We start from the raw sequence: 19,925 nt of genomic DNA, 5'->3' as shown, positions 1-19,925 counted from the left end.
GACCATTTTTCAGAAGACCGCTTTGAACGCCTGATTCAGTTTGCCGGTGACTTCGTCCACCTGAGCATCATCCATGATGAAAGGAGGCGCCAGAAGCACGTGATCGCCCTGAACCCCGTCAATGGTTCCACCCATTGGATAGCAAATGAGACCGGCTTCGAAAGCGGCCTTTTTCAGTGCCTTGTTAATGCCTCGCGCCGGGGCAAAGGGGGCCTTGGTGCCGCGATCCTCGACGATTTCCAATCCGCGGAAAAGACCTCGGCCGCGAATATCACCCACGTTGGGATGCTGGCCGAAGGCGTCTTTGAGCGCGGCATCCAGCTTCCTGCCCATTGGCATGACACGATCGGCGACACCTCCTTGCAGTTTCTTGAATACGGCTAGTGCCGCCGCGCAAGCTGTTGGATGACCGATATAGGTGTGTCCGTGCTGAAAGAACCCAGTGCCGTCCTGGATGGCTTCGTAGATTGCACGCGTGCAGAGCATGGCTCCAATTGGCTGGTAACCGGCTCCAAGGCCCTTGGCTATGCACAAAATGTCAGGGGCCACGTCATCTTGTTCGCAGGCGAAAAGCGTTCCGGTTCGGCCCATACCGCACATGACTTCGTCCAGGATCAGAAGAACGCCGTGTTGGTCACAGATCTCGCGGATGCGTTTGAAATATCCGTCGACGGGCGGCACGGCACCGGCAGTCGCTCCAACAACCGGTTCTGCAACGAATGCCATGACATTTTCTGGACCAAGGCGTTCGATCTCCGTTTCCAGCTCATTGGCAACGCGCTGTCCATAGTCAAATGCTGTCTCGTCGTCGCGGCGCCCCCGGTATTCGTAACAGGCCGAAATATGAGATGTTTCGATCATCAGCAGTGCAAACGGCTCTCTCCGCCACTGATTGCCTCCTGTTGCGAGCGCGCCCAGAGTGTTGCCGTGATAGCTTTGACGACGTGCGATGACGCGGTGCCTGGAGGTTTCGCCTTTTTCCAGAAAGTACTGCCGCGCTAACTTCAAGGCGGCTTCCATCGCTTCAGATCCGCCAGAGACGAAATATACCCGGTCGAGGCTTCCGGGAGCCGCGTCAATCAGGTGGTTTGCGAGATCCTCTGCAGGTTCGGATGTGAAGAAGCCTGTGTGAGCGAAGGCTATTTGATCGACCTGCGTCTTGATGGCCCGCGTCACGTCCGGATCGCTGTGACCAAGGCAGGAAACCGCCGCACCTCCGGATCCATCAAAGTAATTTTTCCCATTTTTATCAATGATATAACACCCATCACCTCGAGTGGCGACTGGTGGCTCGGCTTTGGTATGGCGGGGAAAAACATGGGACATAATTCATATTCCGGAAGGTGGGTCAGAAAGCATGATAGGCGCATCTGTGACATTTGTATCAGAAAAGACCTAAAGCTGAAACATTTGTTTCTTGCCCGCGTTAACCACGTTTTTCATTCAAATTTTAATCAAATTCCGGGAACTTGGCGCGGGGGAGTGTATTACAACCGACAATCGACAGGGCCCGCCAGTTATGCGTCAGCGCCTCTTAGCCTGGACAGTTTTCCTCGGATTGATCACCGCTCTAGCAGGTTGCGGCACCGTCGCCGGTGTCTCCGGTATGGGCTGGATGACGGCCTCCCACAATTCGATCAACTATGACGACACTGCGTGGTGCGTTCCGCGCAAGCTCAAAAAGGTGCTGAACCGCGTTGCCAAGCGGTATGGCAAGGTCACGGTACATTCCACCAAGCGGTGGTGGCTGGAAAACTGGTGGAAGGGCGGTGCGAAGGATTCCTATCACCTGAATTGTCAGGCCGTAGATTTTTCAGTGGCCGGAAGCCCGTCCTCGGTTATTGCATTCCTGAAATCGCAAAGGGAAGTCGGCGGCTACAAGCACTATTCTTCCGGTCACTATCACATCGACACCGGTCCACGCCGCACCTGGTAACCTTGGCAGCTATTTCAGTTCGCCGAGCTCAAGGGCCATTTCCCAGGCTACGGGGTCAAATCCGACAAAGTTCTTCGCCTCGCCTTCAACAATCGGGCGTTTGATGACCGACGGGTGCTCGATCATGACATCGAGCGCGCTTTTGGCGTCTGTCACGCCTTCCTGGGTTGCCTCATCGAGACGGCGCCAAGTGGTTCCACGCTTGTTCAAGATGGTGTCCCAGCCAAACTCACCGACGAATCGGGCAAGTTTGTCCGCATCCACACCGTCTTTCTTGTAGTCGTGGAAATCATAGGAAACTCCGGCTTCTTCCAGAAATTTCCGCGCTTTTTTGACCGTATCGCAGTTCTTGATTCCGTACAGCTTCATGAAAAGGTGTCCCTGTATATTCGCTATGCAGGACACTTGCCGGTAAAGAAGCACGTTTCAAGTGGGCAACGTTTGTTGCTGAAATCTTTCCACTATCCGGCTTGACCGAACCTGGCTCTCAGGTCACTGATCTTTAGACGCGAAGCATTCAGGCGCTTTGCCTGCGCCTTTTTGGATCGAGACTATCAAGCGGAGAGGACGTTACGGCACGATGACCGTTCCCGGAACAACATCTGTTTCCGAAAACTCGCAAACACCCAAAGATGCGGCAACCCCGGGATCGGGTACCTGGCCACAACGCTTGCAGCTGTGGAGCGGTTTGATCCTTTTCGCCTTTTGCTTGAGCCATTTCATCAATCATGCCCTCGGCATTATCTCATTTGATGTGATGAACAAGGCGTCTTTCTGGCACTATTGGGTCTGGCGCAGCGTGCTTGGCGAAAGTGTACTCAGCGTCGCCGCGCTTACCCATGTCGGTCTTGCCTTGTGGCGGACGAGCAAAAGGCGGACGTTGAAGATGTCGCGCTGGGAGTTCGTGCAGCTCACACTCGGTCTTTACATCCCCTGGCTGCTGATACCGCACATCACGACAACCATGGGCCTTGCGAACGCATTTGACTTTTCTCCGACCTATTCGCAAATGCTCACCTTGCTTTGGCCCAATCACGCTCTCGGGCAGTCAATCCTGTTGCTGATTGTCTGGATCCACTCAATGCTGGGATTGCATTTCTGGCTGAGGCTTTATCCGTTTTATTCTCGTGTGATGCCCGCATTTGCCGTTTTTGCAGTTGCTTTGCCGGTTGCCTCGATCTGGGGATGGATTGAAGCAGCGCGTCGGCTGGCCCTGACCCAGGACATCGCGGTCAAGATCACCGAAGAGCAGCAGCTCTGGGCCCGAGAGGCGATTGTGCAACTTCGCTCAATCGTCTTTGGACTGATTGCCGTCAGTCTGCTGGCGATCCTGATCCGCTATCTTCTCAGCTTGAGGGCGCGAAACCTCTCGATCGACTATCCCGGTGGACTCTCCATCAAGGCGCAGCCGGGTGCGACGCTCCTCGAAATCAGCCGCATGAATGATATTCCGATTGCCTCGGTCTGCGGAGGACGGGCGCGCTGTTCCACCTGCCGGGTCAAGGTGCTGGAGGGGGCATCAGCCCTTGGCCAGCCGAGCGATGCCGAGGCGTCCGTTCTGGCAAGGATTGGCGCAAACGAGGATGTAAGGCTGGCATGCCAGGTCCGGCCACAGAAAAATATTTCGGTGCAGCCCCTGGTTCCTGTCAAAGCCCAAGGCACAAGCGGCGAAAACCTTCAGGATGCTTACTACTGGGGCGTTGAACAGGAAGTCGCGGTCATGTTTGTGGACTTGCGCAACTTCACCGGCATTACCGAATCCCAATTGGCATATGATGTTGTGCATCTTCTGAACGAGTACCTCGATCAGGCGTCTGCAGCCATCCGTGCGGAAGGCGGTTATGTCGACAAGTTTATTGGCGATGGCATCATGGCGATTTTCGGAATGGACACCGGACCGCAAACGGGCGCCTGCCAGGCGCTGCGGGCAGCAAGGCGCATAGAAGCGGTGATGCAATCGCTGGACACCGAAAAGGGGCCGCAGTTTCATGACCCGATCAGGCTTGGCATCGGACTTCATCTCGGACCGGCTATTTTGGGGCGCATCGGTTCGGCCGGTTCAGCCGGCGGCCTTACCGCGCTTGGTGACGTTGTGAACACAGCAAGCCGCCTGGAGACCGCAAACAAGGACCATGGCAGTTTTCTGGCTGTCTCGAAAGCTGTCGTCGACGCTGCGGAAGCTAGCATTACCGGTGCAGAAACAGCGGAAATCAAGCTCAGAGGCAAGGAAATTCCCTTGCAGATCTTTGCTATGAAAAGTTTAGATGGACTCAGATTGCCGGGGGATGCTCCCGCCGATGCCTGACGACAAACCGGAGGTTACGTGAGCCGTATCTATACGCCGCGGGAGATGCTGGAGAAGCTGATCTCCTTTAACACCGTATCCGATCAAAGCAATCTTGGTTTGATTGCCTTTGTCGAAGACTATCTGGCAAGCCATGGGGTTTCGTCGACACGGGTGCCGGATGACACCGGTCAAAAGGCAGCCCTCCATGCCACCATAGGTCCCGAGCGGGACGGCGGTGTCGTTCTGTCCGCCCATACGGATGTGGTGCCGGTGCAAGGTCAGACCTGGTCGCAGGATCCTTTTGCGGCCTGGGTGGATGGTGATCGGCTTTTTGGCCGGGGCTCAGCTGACATGAAGGGTTTTGCCGCGACTGTTCTTGCAAAGGTGCCGGACTTCCTGGCGTCGGATCTCAAAAGTCCTATACACATTGCGCTTTCGTATGATGAGGAAGTTGGTTGCCTCGGTGCACCGCCTCTTATTCAGGATATTTTGTCCAGGGGACCGCGGCCCAATCTCGTTGTCGTTGGCGAGCCGACAAATATGAAAGTCGTCACAGGTCACAAGGGGATTGTGGTTTTCAAAACCAGTATTCAAGGGCATCCGGTTCATTCCAGCCAGCTTCATCGCGGCGTATCGGCAATTTCCGCGGCAGCTCGGCTGATCTCCTGGATGGATGCCAAGACGGCTGAAAACAAGGCTGCGGCCGATCCCGAATGTCCCTTTGAGCCTCCTTACACAACGCTGCACAGTGGACAGATTGCTGGCGGAGAAGCACACAATATTACCGCGGAACGCTGCGAGTTTGTGACCGACATCCGCCTGCTTCCAGGGGACCAAGCTGAAAACTGGTTGAATGCTTATCGCGGCTTTATCGAGACTGATGTCCTGCCGGGTATGCAGGCCGTTTCAGAAAATTGCCGGATCAATATCGAGCTGATCGCCAATGTTCCGGGGCTGACCGAGGAGGACGACGGTTTGGCGGAACGGACAGTGCGGCGGCTGACTGGCGACAACGCCCGGCATGTCGTGGTCTATGCCACGGAGGGTGGTATTTTTCAGGAACATGGACTGTCAACAGTGGTCTGTGGCCCGGGGTCGATCGACCAGGCGCATCAGGCCGACGAGTATATTGAGCTGGCCGAACTCGATCGATGTTCGGCCTTTCTGGACAGGCTGGTGGGAGAGTTGAACTAAATTCCTGCCCAAACGGGTTTGAACACAGACAGTTACAGTGTCATAGTTCGATCAATTCAGGCGTGCGGACAATACTGAAACCAGTAGCCGCGCATCTGTGATTTCCGGCTTTCGGAAGAAAAAGAGGGGAAAATGAAAACCAAATCAATCGTGGCCGCCGCAGCATTGCTGACGGCAGGAGCAGGTTCGGCCGTGCAGGCTGAAACACTCAAGTTTGCGTTTCAGGGCACTTTGAACAACCTGGATCCTTATACTTTGAACGAGACATTCACATTGTCGTCGCTTGGCAATGTCTATGAGGGTTTGACACGCAGAGGTTCAGATCTGGCTATCGAGCCAGCGTTGGCAGAACGATGGGAGATTGTGGAACCGAACCGTTGGCGTTTCTATTTGCGCAAAGACGTGAAGTTTCACAACGGCAACGACTTCACTGCAGAAGATGTGGCATTTTCGGTCGAGCGCGTTCAGTCCGAGGGGTCTGATCTGACGACCCGTGTACCTGCCGACGCAAAGGTCGAGATTGTCGACGACCACACCGTCGATTTTGTTCTCTCAGGTCCAAATCCCATCCTGCATTATGAGTGGGATACTTTCTACATCATGGACAAGGAGTGGACGGTCGAGAACGACGCGGTCAAGGTGACCTCCGCTTCCGATTCCACGGCAAACTTCGCGGCTCTCAATGCCAACGGCACCGGTCCGTTCAAAGTAGACAGCCATGAAGCCGGTGTGAAAACGGTCTATGCGAAAAACGACGGTTGGTGGGATACCCCAACGCATAATCTCGACACGGTTGAATTTACGCCGATCTCTTCTGATGCAACACGGGTTGCCGCCTTGTTGTCCGGTGAGTTGGACATGGTGTACCCGATCCCGGTTCAGGACATCAAACGGATCAACGACAACGCCGGGACCGTTGCACTGACCGGTCCCGAATTGCGCACGATCTTCCTCGGTATGGATCAGATGCGTGACGAGCTGCTTTATTCGGACGTAAAGGGCAAGAACCCGTTCAAAGATGCCAAGGTACGGAAGGCCTTCTATCAGGCGATCGATATTGAAGGCATCAAGAAGAAGGTCATGCGGGATCTGTCGACACCGTCGGCGATCATGATTTCGCCGTTCCTGTTCTCGAAGGCGGGCGCATTCGAGCGCTATCCTTATGATCCGGATGCTGCAAAGGCTCTTCTTGCAGAGGCAGGCTATGCGGACGGCTTTACAGTTGGCATGGATTGTCCGAATGATCGTTATGTCAACGATGAAGCAATTTGTCAGGCAGTGGCCGCCATGCTGGCGCGCATCGGCGTGAAAGTTGATCTGAACGCACAGCCGAAGGCAAAGTACTTTGCCAAGGTTCTTGCATCAGGCAATTTCGACACGTCGTTCTATCTGCTGGGCTGGACACCCGGCTCCCTGGACAGCTGGAACGTGCTGTCCAACCTGATGAACTGCCGCGACGAAGCCGGAACCGGTTCTCCTTTCAATCTCGGCGGTTTCTGCGACGAGAAAATCGACAGCCTGACCAAGGAAATCCTTGTTGAAGTCGATCCGGAAAAGCGAGATGGCCTGATCGAGAATGCCTATCAGATCAGCCACGACAATGCGTACTACGTTCCGCTTCACCAGCAGGGCCTTGCTTGGGGTGTCGCTGATAATGTCGAGCTGGTTCAGCGGGCCGACAACCAGTTCAAGTTCCGCTTTGTGACCAAGAACTGATCGGCCATTGCCAACGCGCGCTCCCGGCATTGCCGGGGGCGTTTTTTCCTTTCTGAACCCAAAGAGCCGTAATGATTGGTTTTGCAACACGCCGTTTGCTTCAGGCGGTGATTGTCATGCTGGTGGTCGCACTGCTTGCGTTCACCATGTTCCGTTTCGTCGGAGACCCCATCAATCAGATGGTCGGGATCGAAACGTCAATCGAGGAACGGGAAGCCTTGAGGGAAAGGCTCGGTCTGAACGATCCGATTGCGGTTCAGTTCTATCGCTTCATCTCCAAGGCGGCCCGGTTTGATTTCGGAACCTCCTACCAGTTCCGGCAGCCGGTATCCGAGCTCTTCGCCAAACGCATTCCGGCGACGCTTGAACTCAGTTTGACCTCCGCCCTATTTGCACTGATTGTCGGCATTCCAATGGGCATTTATGCCGGTCTTAACCGGGAGTCGCCCATTTCGAAACTGTTCCTGTCCGTGTCCTTGGTCGGGATATCGTTGCCGACCTTCTTTATCGGTATATTGTTGATCTTCCTGTTTTCAGTAACGCTTCAGTGGCTACCAAGTTTCGGGCGCGGCGAGACCGTCCAGATAGGTTCCTGGTGGACAACCGGGTTTTTGACCGTTTCCGGCCTCAAAGCGCTAATTTTGCCATCCATCACCTTGGGCCTCTATCAGATGACGCTTATCATGCGTCTTATCCGGGCAGAAATGCTGGAAGTTATCCGCACCGACTACATCAAGTTTGCCCGAGCGCGCGGCCTGCCGGACAGGCTGGTCCATTTCCGGCACGCGCTGAAGAACACATTGGTTCCCGTGATTACTATCACCGGACTGCAGCTTGGTGCGATCATCGCCTTTGCGACCATCACCGAGACGGTGTTCCAGTGGCCCGGCATGGGTCTGATGTTCCTGCAGGCGGTGCAAAACGTCGATATCCCGATCATGTCGGCCTACCTGCTTTTGACGGCGTTTCTCTTTGTCGCAATCAACTACATTGTCGACATGCTCTATTTCTTCATCGACCCGCGTCTGCGGGTTGGCCGGCCATAAGGGGACTGACCGACCATGCCTTATGTCTCCAACGAAGAAGCAAAAGCGGCGGTTGCCGATCGGTCCGGTTCCCAAGAGGCTCCCGGACGGCTATCAAAGATTGTCGACAGTGATCTGTTCCACTCCTTTTTAAGGTCCAAGGTGACGGTCGTCGCGGCCTGCGGGACATTTATCCTGTTCCTGCTGGCTATCCTTGCGCCCTGGGTCGCACCTCACAACCCGTTCGATCTTGCCTCCATCTCCATCATGGATGCCCGCGTTCCGCCGGTCTGGATGGAATACTCCGATCCGAGCTTTCTGCTCGGCACTGACGATCAGGGACGGGATCTGCTGTCCGGTATTTTTTACGGTATGCGGATCTCGCTTATCGTCGGATTTTGCTCGGTGATCGCTGCAGCGGTCCTTGGGATCACACTCGGCCTTGTCGCCGGTTACATGGGCGGACGCACGGATGCCGTCATCATGCGTATCGCTGACGTCCAGCTCACTTTTCCGGCCATTTTGATCGCACTGCTGATTGACGGTGTCGCAAACGGCATCTTCGGCTCGCTCGATCGGGAAGTCTTCGCGTTTTACATTCTGATCGTCTCGCTCGCATTGTCGTTCTGGGTGCAATATGCCCGTACCGTGCGCGGCTCCACGATGGTTGAAAAGAACAAGGAATATGTTCAGGCCGCGCGCGTGATCGGTATCCCATCTGTCATCATCATGGCGCGCCATATCCTGCCCAATGTCATGGGACCGGTGATGGTTATCGCAACGATCAATCTTGCGCTCGCCATTGTGACCGAAGCGACCCTCTCCTTTCTTGGTGTCGGTATGCCGCCCACCCAACCTTCGCTCGGCACTCTTATCGCCGTCGGCAATGATTTTCTCTATTCGGGTGAATGGTGGATTGCCATTTTCCCTGGTCTGGCCTTGGCGCTTCTGGTTTTGAACGTCAACCTTCTAGGCGATTGGCTGCGCGACGCGCTCAATCCGAAATTGCGGTGAGGGCGGTATGAGTGTTCTTGATGTCAAAGACCTGACGGTGGAATTTCCAGGTCGCAATTCTGTCTTCGTGGCGGTTGACGATGTTAATCTCAGCGTGGAAGCGGGCAAGATCCTCGGTGTGGTCGGTGAATCGGGTGCTGGCAAGTCGACCGTCGGCAATGCGGTTATTGGATTGCTGCAGGAACCCGGTCGTATCGCTGAAGGTGAGATCTATCTGCACGGCCAGAGGATCGACCAACTGCCATACAAGGAAAAGCGCCGCCTGCGGGGACGCAAGATCGGTATGATCTTTCAGGACCCGCTCACGTCGCTCGATCCATTGCAGACGGTAGAATCCCAATTGGTTGAAACGATCAAGACTCATTTGCCGCTGTCGAATTCCGATGCGCAAAAGCGGGCTGTTGAATTGATCGATGCGGTTGGAATTCCCGACGCTGGCGAAAGGATCAAGCAGTATCCTCACCAGTTCTCTGGTGGTATGCGGCAGCGTGTTGTTATTGCGCTCGCGCTTTGTGCCGAACCGGAACTCGTGATTGCCGATGAGCCGACGACAGCTCTTGATGTGTCAATTCAGGCGCAAATCCTTGAATTGATGAAATCATTGTGCGCTGAACGCAACGTCGCAATGATGGTCATCACACATGACATGGGGGTCATTGCAGACATAACCGACCATGTCGCAGTGATGTATCGTGGCGAGCTTGTGGAATATGGCGAAACCAGCCAAGTGCTCGGAGCGCCCAATCATCCATACACGCAAAGCCTGATATCCGCGGTTCCAAGGCCGGACATAAAGGTCGAGCGCTTCCCGGTTGTGAACTACATTGAAGAAGCCGGAACGCCTCAAAAGCAGATCGACATTTCGACCCACTGGCTTGGCAAAGCACGAGACTACGACAAGGTTACGGGACCGCTGGTGCAAATCCGTGATCTTGATATGCGCTTTGAAACAAGAGGTTCGGTGTTTCCATCAAGGCGGAAATATTTTCAGGCCGTCAAAAAGGTCAGTTTCGACATCCAGGAAGGCGAAACTTTCGGTCTGGTCGGTGAAAGCGGGTCCGGCAAGTCGACCATTGCCCGTTTGGTCACCGGTCTCTATCACCCGACGGGCGGGTCCATCCTTTTCGGCAAAACGGAACTGACATCACTTAAAAACCGGAAAGACGTCCTGGCAATGCGTCGCCAGATGCAGATGATTTTCCAGGACCCTTACTCCTCCTTGAATGCGCGCATGCGCGTGAGGGATATCATCGCGGAACCAATCAAGTTTCACCGGCTGGCTTCCGGCAATTCAGAGGTTCGCCAGATTGTCGACGATCTGCTCGACCATGTGGGTTTGGGTGTTGCTGCTGGTCAGAAATATCCGCACGAGTTCTCCGGCGGGCAGCGCCAACGTATTTCCATCGCAAGGGCTCTCGCCACGCGTCCGCGGTTTTTGATCTGCGATGAACCCACATCGGCTCTCGACGTTTCGATCCAGGCCCAGATTCTCAACCTTTTGAAAGACCTGCAGGAGGAGTTGAGTTTGACCATGCTGTTTATCAGTCATGATCTCGCTGTAATCCGGCAGATGTGCAACCGCATCGGCGTCATGCGAAATGGCGAATTGTGTGAGGTTTCAGACTGCGATCAGCTCTTTGAAGCACCGCAACACGCTTATACGCGGGAGTTGCTGGACCTTATGCCATCTATGGAACTTCTTTCCCGCGCCAATCTCGAAAGCGCCTAGATCCTGAAAGTGCTGCGGCAATCCTTGGCGATCGCAACACTTTGCGAATCTGTCAGGCGATTAAATGGGGGTCTTTTTTCTGGATCACTGCGAGCCAGCACTTGACTCGTCGACACCTCCTGATTCCCGACCTTGCCGCTTTTGGATAACCACAAGGGAGTGTCTGCCCGGCAGTTTCTGCCGTCTGAATCCGACAAGGTGGCAAAGCAAATTTTTTGCTTGAATAAAACCAAGCTGAAAACGTGTCGTTGGAAACAGAATTGTGTGGATGCCCTGGCCTTTTGTCGCAAGTTGGAACATTCACAAAAAAGGAGGGCAATTGTGCCCTCCACTTAAAGTATATGCCCCGAAGAATTTGAAAAGAACCCTAGTCAATATTGGGTGAGGCTCTCAAAATCGGCGAGCCAGTATTAAAAGATGCGAGCGAACACTATCATGATGTTTGATCGCATCAACCGGCCGGCCGCCCAAAACATGGGCAAGACTGCTTAAGAACTGCCGTTGGGCCGGGCATTCCACCTGTTCAAGTGGTTTCAAGCCATTGCGGTCTTGAAAGCTGTCCAGCACTTTTGAAGGTGTTCAGAGGCAGACACAAGTGTGCCATCCCGGCAAGTGGCTTCTCCGAACATTCGAGGAACCCTACGCACGAAAGCCTCCGGCCATGCCGAAAACCCCCTTGATATCTGTCTTCTGGCTCACCTTTATGAGCCTGTCACTTTGCATGCTCGTGGCGGCTTTGCAGGCAGCGCCCCCTGATTTGATCAGCCCGACGTCATCGGTTCTTGTATTCGGTAAGTACAGTGCACTGATTTTCAGCAGTTTCTCGGTGATTTTTTCGTTTCTTGCGCTGTCATACTCGATAAATCGCGTCGTGGGCCGTCCATTGACGCTGACAACGTTGTTCGTGAGCACAATTTTGTTGACGGTTACAACGCTGCTTGTCCTGGCCGGTGCTGAACCGGTATCGGCGAACTGGCCAGCGCTGGCTGCGGCTTTTCTCATGTTGCTGCGTTCTCTCGGAGTGGCCGTGCTGCCGCCTCGTGGGGATATTAGCGGCCTCAAAGAGGCCGCTGGCTCAATCGGGCTGTCCGTTGCAACAGCTCTCGGTTGGTGGGCCATTGATCCTGCGTCGGCTCCCATGGCAGCGTCGGTTACGCTTCTGATGTCCTGGCCAAACTTGATCGACGGTATCAATGCATTTGCGGACAAGGTCTTTCAAAAGGCTGCACTTGCGTCGGGCGCTCGTGAACTGGCACCGGATGCATTCAGCAGGATCGCCAATGCCAAGGAAATCGTTATCGACAAGGCGGCTGTGATGTCTGGACCGGACCTTGTGGTGACGAATGTGATGGCGTTCAACAATGAACCCAAGACACTTCTTGCCGTGGCGGCTTCGGCCGAAGCCCGGTCCGATCATCCCGTCGCACATGCACTTCGGCAACTGGCCACTCAATGGCATGTAGCTGTGAAAGATCCGGATCGCTACAAACCCGCCGCGGGACTGGGTGTCGTTGCACTGTTGGGCGGTCAGACCGTTGTGATCGGGACCACGGATCTTCTGAAGGAGCTGAAAATCGATAGTTTCACAGCTGATGCAATTGCGCGATCACTGGAAGCGGATGGGAAGACGGTTCTAAGAGTAGCCGTTGGGGGCCGTGTCGTGGGTGTTCTCGGGCTGGAAGGCACACTGCGTCAGGATGCGGGGGTTGCTGGCAGAATGCTTCGTGCGGAAGGTCTTGTACCAAGACTGTTCAGCGGCGATAGCCACAAGACCCGGGAAGCGCTTGCCGGAATGCTGGGCCTGGAGCTGATGGATGACCCTCTCGCTGGCGAAAAGGTGCAAGAAGCCGCTGCCAGATCAGCGACCGACACGTATCCGCTTGTTTTGAGCTTGTCGCAGGATAGGTCTGCACTGGAGTTGAGTGTGTGCGCCACCGGCAATGCGCAGGGAAATGGAGTTTCGATTGAACCAATCGCCGTCAGTGACACCAATGATATCGGTGCTTTTCCGGCATTGAAGGCGCTGGCAACACGGCGAAAGACGCTGGCGGTTCAAGCAAAAAGGCTGTTGACCGCACTTTGGGCGCTTGCAGGTTTGAGCGGTGTTTTTCTCCTTGCTCCATTGGGAGCAGCGTCAATGCTTCTCGGAGTATGTCTTGCAATCCTTTGGGTCTTCGCGCGATTTTCGGTCGCAGATACTTTGAAGAAATCTTCGGCACTCGCCTGATTTCCCGTTGTTGGAGTGTCAATTGGAGCTGTCCTTGCCTTTACAGCAACCGTGAGCTGGTGTTTATCGGTCGCAACGCTTGAAGCGAATTAATGAGGGACGAGGCGCCATGAGCGACACAAAAAAAGCAGGTCTGCGATCCGCCGCCTGGTTCGACAATCCGGACAATCCAAGCATGACTGCGCTTTATATCGAGCGCTATCTCAATTTTGGAATCACACGGGAAGAATTGCAGTCTGGAAAGCCGATTATAGGTATTGCACAGACGGGATCTGATCTTTCTCCGTGCAACAGACACCACCTGGAACTCGCCAATCGCATTCGCGAAGGAATTCGCGAAGCAGGCGGAATTGCGTTTGAATTCCCTGTTCATCCAATCCAGGAAACCGGGAAACGTCCAACAGCGACGCTGGACCGCAATCTCGCTTATCTGGGCCTTGTTGAACTCCTTTATGGCTATCCGATCGACGGCGTCGTTTTGACGATCGGTTGCGACAAGACGACACCGGCATGTCTGATGGCAGCCGCAACCGTAAATATCCCGGCAATTGCACTCTCGGTCGGGCCTATGCTGAATGGCTGGCACAAAGGTGAAAGGACCGGCTCAGGCACCATTGTCTGGAAAGCACGCCAGATGCTGGCTGCAGGCGAGATCGATTACAATGGCTTTATGGACCTCGTTTCTTCTTCGGCGCCGTCAGTTGGTTACTGCAACACCATGGGCACGGCGACGACCATGAATTCGCTGGCTGAAGCGCTGGGCATGCAGCTGCCTGGCTCTGCTGCGATTCCGGCCCCATATCGTGAGCGCGGTGCGATTTCCTATGAAACGGGCAAGCGGATTGTCGAGATGGTGCGGGCCGATCAGAAGCCTTCGGATATCATGACCCGCGAAGCGTTCGAAAACGCGATTGTCGTCAACTCTGCGATTGGCGGGTCGACCAACGCGCCGATCCATCTGAACGGAATTGCCAGGCATCTCGGTGTCGAACTGGACAATGATGACTGGCAGGCGATCGGTCAGGACATCCCTCTCTTGGTGAACCTGCAACCGGCCGGTGAATATCTTGGTGAAGACTATTTTCACGCGGGCGGCGTTCCGGCCGTCATTGCCGAGTTGATCCGAAACGGCAAGCTGCCGCATCCCGGTGCAATCACTGCCAATGGCAAAACAATTTCTGAAAACTGTGAAGGCATCACCACGGATCTGCCGGATGTGATCAAGGCTTATGACGCGCCACTGAAAGAAAAAGCCGGTTTCCTCAATCTCAAAGGCAACCTGTTCGACAGCGCGATCATGAAGACAAGCGTCATTTCGGAAGAGTTCCGGAACAGGTATCTGTCCAATCCAGATGATCCTGAAGCTTTTGAAGGCCGGGCCATCGTTTTCGAAGGGCCGGAAGATTACCATCACAACATCGACAATCCCGATCTTGAGATTGACGAGCATTGCATGCTCTTCATTCGCGGTACGGGTCCGATCGGCTATCCGGGCGGTGCTGAAGTTGTCAATATGCAGCCGCCTGCAGCGCTGATCAAACGCGGCATCACCTCGCTGCCCTGCATTGGTGACGGCCGCCAATCCGGCACTTCGGGATCACCATCGATCCTGAATGCATCTCCAGAAGCTGCTGCCATGGGTGGGCTGGCCTTGCTCAAGACCGGCGATCCGGTCCGGATCGACCTCAGAAAAGGCGCCGCAAATATTCTGATTTCGGAGGAGGAACTGGCCAAACGCCGAGCAGATCTGGAAGCTGCGGGTGGGTTCAAGGTTGCTGAAAGTCAGACGCCATGGCAAGAGATCCAGCGGTCCATGATTGGACAATTCGACAAGGGCATGGTCCTTGAGCCTGCGGTGAAATATCAGGACGTTGCGCACAAAGGTCTGCCGCGGGACAATCACTGATATCATCCCCGGCAGCTGATCAGGTGTCTTCCAGCATCTCTGACCAGTTCTTGCGTGAGATACCGTTGAGCGGATTTTTTGGAGACCATTTGTAGCGAATGGTCTCCATTCGAAACGCTCTGGCGTCGAACATCATCATACGGCCGACCAGGCTATCCCCAGTTCCCGTAACTTCCTTGATCACTTCCATGGCCTGCATCGCCCCGACAATACCTGTGAGCGCACCAAGAACTCCGGCTTCGGCACAAGTGGGCAGCAGTCCATCACGTGGTTTCTGAGGAAAGAGACAGCGATAGGTCGGATTTGCCTCGCCGTCCTTATTGTCCTCAAATGGACGCAAGGTCGTGATGGATCCGTCAAATTGCCCGACTGCGGCTGTTATCAGTGGTTTTTCTGCAAAAAAGCACGCATCTGAAACAAGGTAGCGTGTATCGAAGTTATCCGAACCATCGACAACAAAGTCATATCCGCTGATCAGAGAAATGGCATTGTGGCCGGCAATTCTGGTCGGATGCGGCTCCACTTTTACATTCGGGTTTAACCTGGCAATGGCTTCGGCCGCGCTCGCGACCTTCGGTTCACCCAGTTGGTCGGTATCGTGAATAACCTGTCGCTGGAGGTTGGACAAAGATACCGTGTCATCATCGACAATTCCAAGTGTACCAATCCCTGCTGCGGCAAGGTACTGAAGAACCGGCGCTCCAAGGCCGCCGGCCCCAATCACCAGAACGCGCGCTTTTTTGAGCTTCTGCTGTCCTGCGCCTCCGATTTCGCGCATGACAATATGGCGGGCGTAGCGCTCAAGTTCTGCAGGTGAAAGCATGTCTAGTCCTGTTTGGGGTACAAAACGTCATATCACCGGGTTGTATCTTATAAGTGTCTAGCCCAGGAGCCTGCTCACTAGCCGCGCTGTATAGTCCACCATGGGGATGACGCGAGCATAGTTCAGCCGGGTTGGACCGATGACACCAAGAACGCCGACAATGCGTTGGCTGCTGTCCCTGTAGGGAGAAACGACAAGCGAAGATCCTGACAGGGAAAAGAGATTGTTTTCCGATCCGATGAAAATACGGACACCATCGCCTTTCTCGGCAAGACCAAGCAGTTGAATGAGGTCTTTCTTGTTCTCCAGATCGTCGAAGAGCAAACGGATGCGTTCCAGATCTTCCACGGCGTCGAGATCGGTAAGGAGATTTGAGCGGCCCCGGACAATTAGTGTTCCCGGATCGTTGACGCCATCGCCGCTCCAGACAGCCAAACCTGTATCAATCACCTTCTGGCTAAGAAGGTCGAGCTCCGCCTGATCTGCGTCTCTGACTTTTTCAAGTTTGGTTCGGATCTGGGAAAGAGTGCGGCCCTGGATCTGCGCGTTAAGATAGTTTGTCGCTTCGACCAGCGCCGAAGAAGGCAGGCCCGCCGGCAAATCGATGACCCTGTTTTCTACCGACCCGTCTTCACTGACCATAATGACAAGTGCTTTTTGAGGTTCGATGCGCACGAATTCGATGTGTTTCAGACGCATATCTGACTTGTGAGTCAGCACCACTCCCGCTCCATGCGAAAGACCCGAAAGCATCTGACTGGCCTCGGTCAGGACCTGCTCGGCAGAATTTGTCTGTTGCGAGGCCCTCACCTGCACATCGATCTGTTGGCGTTCATCCTGGGTCAGGTCGCCGACTTCCAGAAGCGCATCCACGAAAAACCTCAAACCGATTTCGGTTGGCAGTCGCCCGGCGCTTGTGTGAGGTGAATGCAACAGGCCCAGGTGTTCAAGGTCTGACATGACATTTCTTACCGAAGCGGGCGAAAGTGACATGGCAAGACTGCGAGAAACATTTCGCGAACCCACCGGCTCTCCGGTCTCAAGGTAGGTTTCAACGATCGAGCGGAAGATTTCGCGTGATCTCTTGTCGAGGTCGCTCAAGCTCAAGGTTTGTTCTCCGTAGGTCAGACAGCTGACGTCTTTGTTTGACGCCTGCCTTTGACCCATAGATATAGGCGCAAAATGCTCCAAGCGTAAAACAAGATCTGACCGAGGCCTTTACGCCGAACAAAGTTGAGGTCTACAAGGCGCAGAACGAATGCGCCAAGCTTGAAAGGAAATCCATGCGTCCGTCAAAACGTGCAGCCGACGAACTGCGGGCAGTCACCCTGGAACGGGGCGTCTCCAAACATGCCGAAGGGTCTTGCCTGGTGAAATTCGGTGACACGCACGTTCTGTGCACCGCCAGCCTGGAAGAGCGTGTACCGCCCTGGTTGCGCGGTCAGAATCGCGGTTGGGTAACCGCTGAGTACGGAATGTTGCCGCGCGCCACCGGCGACCGTATGCGCAGAGAAGCGGCCGCCGGAAAACAGTCTGGCCGCACCCAGGAAATCCAACGTCTGATTGGAAGATCTCTGCGCGCAGTTGTTGATCTGCAAGCACTTGGCGAAGCTCAGATCAGTGTCGACTGCGATGTTATTCAGGCGGACGGCGGCACACGGACGGCTTCCATCACAGGTGCCTGGGTGGCATTGCGGGATTGCGTTGAGTGGATGAAGGCTCGGGATATGGTCTCAGGTGAGGTTCTGAAAGACCACATCGCCGCGATTTCCTGCGGAATTTATGAAGGCGCAACTGTGCTTGATCTGGATTACGCGGAAGACAGCACAGCGGAAACCGACGCCAATTTTGTTATGACCGGCTCCGGTGGGATTGTTGAAATCCAAGGGACTGCAGAAGGTGCACCATTTTCGGAAGAAGAATTTGGTCAACTGCTCGGCCTTGCAAAGTCGGGAATTGGACGGTTGGTCGATCTCCAGAAGATGGCCATTCTCTAGGAGCCTTGAAGGGTATTGAACATGGGTCACCGGAAATTGGATCCAGGCAGACTTGTCGTGGCGAGCCACAACAAGGGAAAGATCCGGGAAATTAACGAGTTGCTTCAGCCCTACGGGTTTGATGTGGTTTCAGCCTCCGATCTTGATCTGCCGGAGCCGGAAGAGACCGGTGTCACCTTTGAGGAAAATGCTGCATTGAAGGCGCATGCAGCTGCAAAGGCCTCTCAGCTGCCGGCGCTTGCAGATGACAGCGGCTTCTGCGTTGAGGCACTGGGTGGTGATCCAGGTATTTATTCAGCGCGATGGGCAGGCCCGGACAAGGATTTTGCCATGGCGATGCGCACCATTGAGGAAAAACTTCAGTCCGCAGGAGGGGGATCGGCGGCTCAAAGGCGCAGCTCCTTTGTTGCGGTCCTGTGTTTGGCGTGGCCCGATGGGCACGAAGAGTCGTTCAGGGGTGAAGTCGAAGGCGAAATCGTCTGGCCGCCGCGCGGTACTCAGGGCTTCGGATATGACCCGGTGTTCCAGCCGGACGGTCACACCAGAACCTTTGGTGAAATGTCATCTGAGGAAAAGCACGGCTGGTCAAAAGACAAACCAGCTTTGTCCCACAGAGCGCGTGCTTTTCAGACATTCGCGGCAAACTGCCTGGAGGGCTAGACCAAAGTGAGGGGATTGGGGGAGACGGAAGGCGGCTTCGGCATTTATGTGCATTGGCCCTTCTGTGCAGCAAAGTGCCCGTATTGCGATTTCAACTCGCATGTGCGCCATCAAGGTGTCGATCAGGCGAGGTTTGCCTCGGCATTTGAGCGGGAACTCAGTCACTTTGCAGAATTGACAAAGGGTAAGACAGTTGAATCCATCTTCTTGGGTGGGGGAACACCGTCTTTGATGGAGCCCGAAACAGTCGGGCGAATTCTGAACAAGGTCTCAGAGCTCTGGTCCCTTGACGCTGATGCTGAGATCTCCCTGGAGGCCAATCCTTCTTCCGTTGAGGCAGACCGCTTCAAGGGCTATCGCGCTGCAGGTGTAAACAGGGTGTCGCTTGGGGTTCAATCGTTGATTGACGCGGACTTGAAACTTCTTGGCCGCCTGCACGATGCCGGAACTGCAAGAAATGCGATCGAAACCGCCCGAGCGACGTTCCCGCGGCTTTCATTTGATCTGATCTATGCCCGGCCGGGCCAAACACCTGATGGTTGGCGCCAAGAACTCGAAGAGGCGATCGGGCTGGCTGCCGATCATCTGTCGCTCTATCAACTGACGATTGAAGAAGGGACGCCGTTTTTCAATCTTTACCAGGCTGGCAAACTAAAGATGCCGGAACCTGACCTGGGCGCAGAATTTTATGAACTTACCCAAGACGTGACAACCGCAGCCGGCCTTCCGGCTTATGAGGTGTCCAACCATGCCAGACCTGACGCTGAATGCCGGCATAACCTGGTCTATTGGCGCTATGGAGACTATGTCGGTGTTGGTCCCGGAGCGCATGGCCGGTTGACTGTCGGGGTCAACAGGCTCGCAACGGCGACCGAGCGGCACCCGGAAACATGGCTTGAAAATGTCGAGCAGGTCGGCCATGCACTGGTGGAGAATTCCGGCCTTTCGGAAGAGGAACAGGGCGACGAGTTTCTGCTGATGGGCCTGAGACTTAAAGAAGGCATCGACCTTGGCCGGTATGAGCGATTTGCTCACAGATCCATCGATCCTAAACGCCTGAATGCGCTTCTTGAGCATAATATGGTGGAACGAGTAGGGGAAAACCGGGTACGTGCGACGCGAGAAGGTTTTTTTGTGCTCGATGCCGTTGTCGCAGACTTGGCTGCCTGAGCGTTGAATCCAAAAGCGATACCAAGTCCTACCGGTATGATATCACAGCCTAATCTGTGTTTTTGCGGTGCGAAAAAGCAGCCCGAGCGCGCAAGTTTGGCCGTTATTCTTTGGACTTAGCACCGCAACCGCCTAACAATTAGCAGTATTGCGGGTGGCAGCGCACCTAGCTATCCTGTTGCGATGCAATAGATGGTGCAACAACAGACGGGCCGTGGGCAAGATGTTTTTTGATTTCAAC

16 protein-coding genes are annotated in these 19,925 nt (G+C 54.7%); 12 read left to right on the top strand and 4 right to left on the bottom strand.

Going from position 1 to position 19,925, the window contains the following annotated elements:
• Positions 1–9 precede the first annotated feature (9 nt).
• The gene (locus tag Q0835_RS22170) at positions 10–1,326 is read right to left on the bottom strand and encodes an aspartate aminotransferase family protein (RefSeq protein WP_298964359.1); all 1,317 of its coding nucleotides are present in this window, start codon (positions 1,324–1,326) and stop codon (positions 10–12) included.
• Between the two features lie 193 nt (positions 1,327–1,519).
• On the opposite strand from Q0835_RS22170, the gene Q0835_RS22165 reads away from it, so the two are divergent.
• Complete coding sequence (locus Q0835_RS22165; protein WP_298816562.1) at positions 1,520–1,936, top strand: D-Ala-D-Ala carboxypeptidase family metallohydrolase; 417 nt, start codon at positions 1,520–1,522, stop codon at positions 1,934–1,936.
• Between the two features lie 9 nt (positions 1,937–1,945).
• Here Q0835_RS22165 and Q0835_RS22160 read toward each other — a convergent pair whose 3' ends face one another.
• Positions 1,946–2,305, bottom strand: coding sequence for an ArsC family reductase (locus tag Q0835_RS22160; RefSeq protein ID WP_298816560.1), 360 nt, complete (start codon positions 2,303–2,305; stop codon positions 1,946–1,948).
• A gap of 211 nt (positions 2,306–2,516) precedes the next feature.
• Between Q0835_RS22160 and Q0835_RS22155 the strand changes: the two genes are divergently transcribed.
• The 8 genes from Q0835_RS22155 (at position 2,517) to Q0835_RS22120 (ending at position 15,034) form a co-directional block, all read left to right on the top strand.
• A complete protein-coding gene (locus Q0835_RS22155; RefSeq protein ID WP_298964356.1) occupies positions 2,517–4,241 on the top strand; it encodes an adenylate/guanylate cyclase domain-containing protein in 1,725 nt (574 codons plus the stop codon).
• 18 nt (positions 4,242–4,259) lie between these two features.
• Positions 4,260–5,417 (top strand): acetylornithine deacetylase, encoded by a 1,158-nt coding sequence (gene argE, locus Q0835_RS22150; RefSeq protein ID WP_298816555.1) that lies wholly within the window; start codon positions 4,260–4,262, stop codon positions 5,415–5,417.
• A 132-nt stretch (positions 5,418–5,549) separates the two neighbouring features.
• Positions 5,550–7,133, top strand: a complete 1,584-nt coding sequence (locus tag Q0835_RS22145; RefSeq protein ID WP_298964353.1) for an ABC transporter substrate-binding protein — start codon at positions 5,550–5,552, stop codon at positions 7,131–7,133.
• Positions 7,134–7,204: 71 nt separating this feature from the next.
• The gene (locus tag Q0835_RS22140) at positions 7,205–8,179 is read left to right on the top strand and encodes an ABC transporter permease (RefSeq protein ID WP_298816551.1); all 975 of its coding nucleotides are present in this window, start codon (positions 7,205–7,207) and stop codon (positions 8,177–8,179) included.
• 15 nt (positions 8,180–8,194) lie between these two features.
• Positions 8,195–9,172: an ABC transporter permease gene (locus Q0835_RS22135; protein ID WP_298964350.1), complete on the top strand. Its 978-nt coding sequence runs from the start codon at positions 8,195–8,197 to the stop codon at positions 9,170–9,172.
• 7 nt (positions 9,173–9,179) lie between these two features.
• Positions 9,180–10,901, top strand: a complete 1,722-nt coding sequence (locus tag Q0835_RS22130) for an ABC transporter ATP-binding protein (protein ID WP_298964347.1) — start codon at positions 9,180–9,182, stop codon at positions 10,899–10,901.
• 661 nt (positions 10,902–11,562) lie between these two features.
• Positions 11,563–13,128: an HAD family hydrolase gene (locus Q0835_RS22125; RefSeq protein ID WP_298964344.1), complete on the top strand. Its 1,566-nt coding sequence runs from the start codon at positions 11,563–11,565 to the stop codon at positions 13,126–13,128.
• 109 nt (positions 13,129–13,237) lie between these two features.
• Positions 13,238–15,034, top strand: coding sequence for an IlvD/Edd family dehydratase (locus tag Q0835_RS22120; RefSeq protein WP_298816545.1), 1,797 nt, complete (start codon positions 13,238–13,240; stop codon positions 15,032–15,034).
• A 19-nt stretch (positions 15,035–15,053) separates the two neighbouring features.
• Here the strand turns inward: Q0835_RS22120 and Q0835_RS22115 are convergent, their stop codons facing one another.
• Positions 15,054–15,857, bottom strand: coding sequence for a molybdopterin-synthase adenylyltransferase MoeB (locus tag Q0835_RS22115; RefSeq protein ID WP_298816543.1), 804 nt, complete (start codon positions 15,855–15,857; stop codon positions 15,054–15,056).
• Positions 15,858–15,914: 57 nt separating this feature from the next.
• Positions 15,915–16,964, bottom strand: a complete 1,050-nt coding sequence (gene hrcA / locus Q0835_RS22110; protein ID WP_298964341.1) for a heat-inducible transcriptional repressor HrcA — start codon at positions 16,962–16,964, stop codon at positions 15,915–15,917.
• Positions 16,965–17,140: 176 nt separating this feature from the next.
• Between hrcA and rph the strand changes: the two genes are divergently transcribed.
• The 3 genes from rph to hemW are packed head-to-tail and all read left to right on the top strand — an operon-like array spanning position 17,141 to position 19,684.
• A complete protein-coding gene (gene rph / locus Q0835_RS22105; RefSeq protein ID WP_298816539.1) occupies positions 17,141–17,854 on the top strand; it encodes a ribonuclease PH in 714 nt (237 codons plus the stop codon).
• A gap of 21 nt (positions 17,855–17,875) precedes the next feature.
• Complete coding sequence (gene rdgB / locus Q0835_RS22100; protein ID WP_298816537.1) at positions 17,876–18,514, top strand: RdgB/HAM1 family non-canonical purine NTP pyrophosphatase; 639 nt, start codon at positions 17,876–17,878, stop codon at positions 18,512–18,514.
• Between the two features lie 15 nt (positions 18,515–18,529).
• Positions 18,530–19,684: a radical SAM family heme chaperone HemW gene (gene hemW / locus Q0835_RS22095; protein WP_298817062.1), complete on the top strand. Its 1,155-nt coding sequence runs from the start codon at positions 18,530–18,532 to the stop codon at positions 19,682–19,684.
• Positions 19,685–19,925: the final 241 nt, after the last annotated feature.

It is taken from the genome of uncultured Roseibium sp., assembly GCF_947499295.1.
GTDB lineage: Bacteria > Pseudomonadota > Alphaproteobacteria > Rhizobiales > Stappiaceae > Roseibium.
This window is presented reverse-complemented; position numbering and strand designations above follow the sequence as displayed.

What these genes read in the sequence shown, in the direction of transcription:
- Q0835_RS22170 (WP_298964359.1), bottom strand. Translation starts at nt 1,326, where the DNA reads ATGTCCCATGTTTTTCCCCGCCATACCAAAGCCGAGCCACCAGTCGCC.
- Q0835_RS22165 (WP_298816562.1), top strand. Translation starts at nt 1,520, where the DNA reads ATGCGTCAGCGCCTCTTAGCCTGGACAGTTTTCCTCGGATTGATCACC.
- Q0835_RS22160 (WP_298816560.1), bottom strand. Translation starts at nt 2,305, where the DNA reads ATGAAGCTGTACGGAATCAAGAACTGCGATACGGTCAAAAAAGCGCGG.
- Q0835_RS22155 (WP_298964356.1), top strand. Translation starts at nt 2,517, where the DNA reads ATGACCGTTCCCGGAACAACATCTGTTTCCGAAAACTCGCAAACACCC.
- Q0835_RS22145 (WP_298964353.1), top strand. Translation starts at nt 5,550, where the DNA reads ATGAAAACCAAATCAATCGTGGCCGCCGCAGCATTGCTGACGGCAGGA.
- Q0835_RS22140 (WP_298816551.1), top strand. Translation starts at nt 7,205, where the DNA reads ATGATTGGTTTTGCAACACGCCGTTTGCTTCAGGCGGTGATTGTCATG.
- Q0835_RS22135 (WP_298964350.1), top strand. Translation starts at nt 8,195, where the DNA reads ATGCCTTATGTCTCCAACGAAGAAGCAAAAGCGGCGGTTGCCGATCGG.
- Q0835_RS22130 (WP_298964347.1), top strand. Translation starts at nt 9,180, where the DNA reads ATGAGTGTTCTTGATGTCAAAGACCTGACGGTGGAATTTCCAGGTCGC.
- Q0835_RS22125 (WP_298964344.1), top strand. Translation starts at nt 11,563, where the DNA reads ATGCCGAAAACCCCCTTGATATCTGTCTTCTGGCTCACCTTTATGAGC.
- Q0835_RS22120 (WP_298816545.1), top strand. Translation starts at nt 13,238, where the DNA reads ATGAGCGACACAAAAAAAGCAGGTCTGCGATCCGCCGCCTGGTTCGAC.
- Q0835_RS22115 (WP_298816543.1), bottom strand. Translation starts at nt 15,857, where the DNA reads ATGCTTTCACCTGCAGAACTTGAGCGCTACGCCCGCCATATTGTCATG.
- rph (WP_298816539.1), top strand. Translation starts at nt 17,141, where the DNA reads ATGCGTCCGTCAAAACGTGCAGCCGACGAACTGCGGGCAGTCACCCTG.
- rdgB (WP_298816537.1), top strand. Translation starts at nt 17,876, where the DNA reads ATGGGTCACCGGAAATTGGATCCAGGCAGACTTGTCGTGGCGAGCCAC.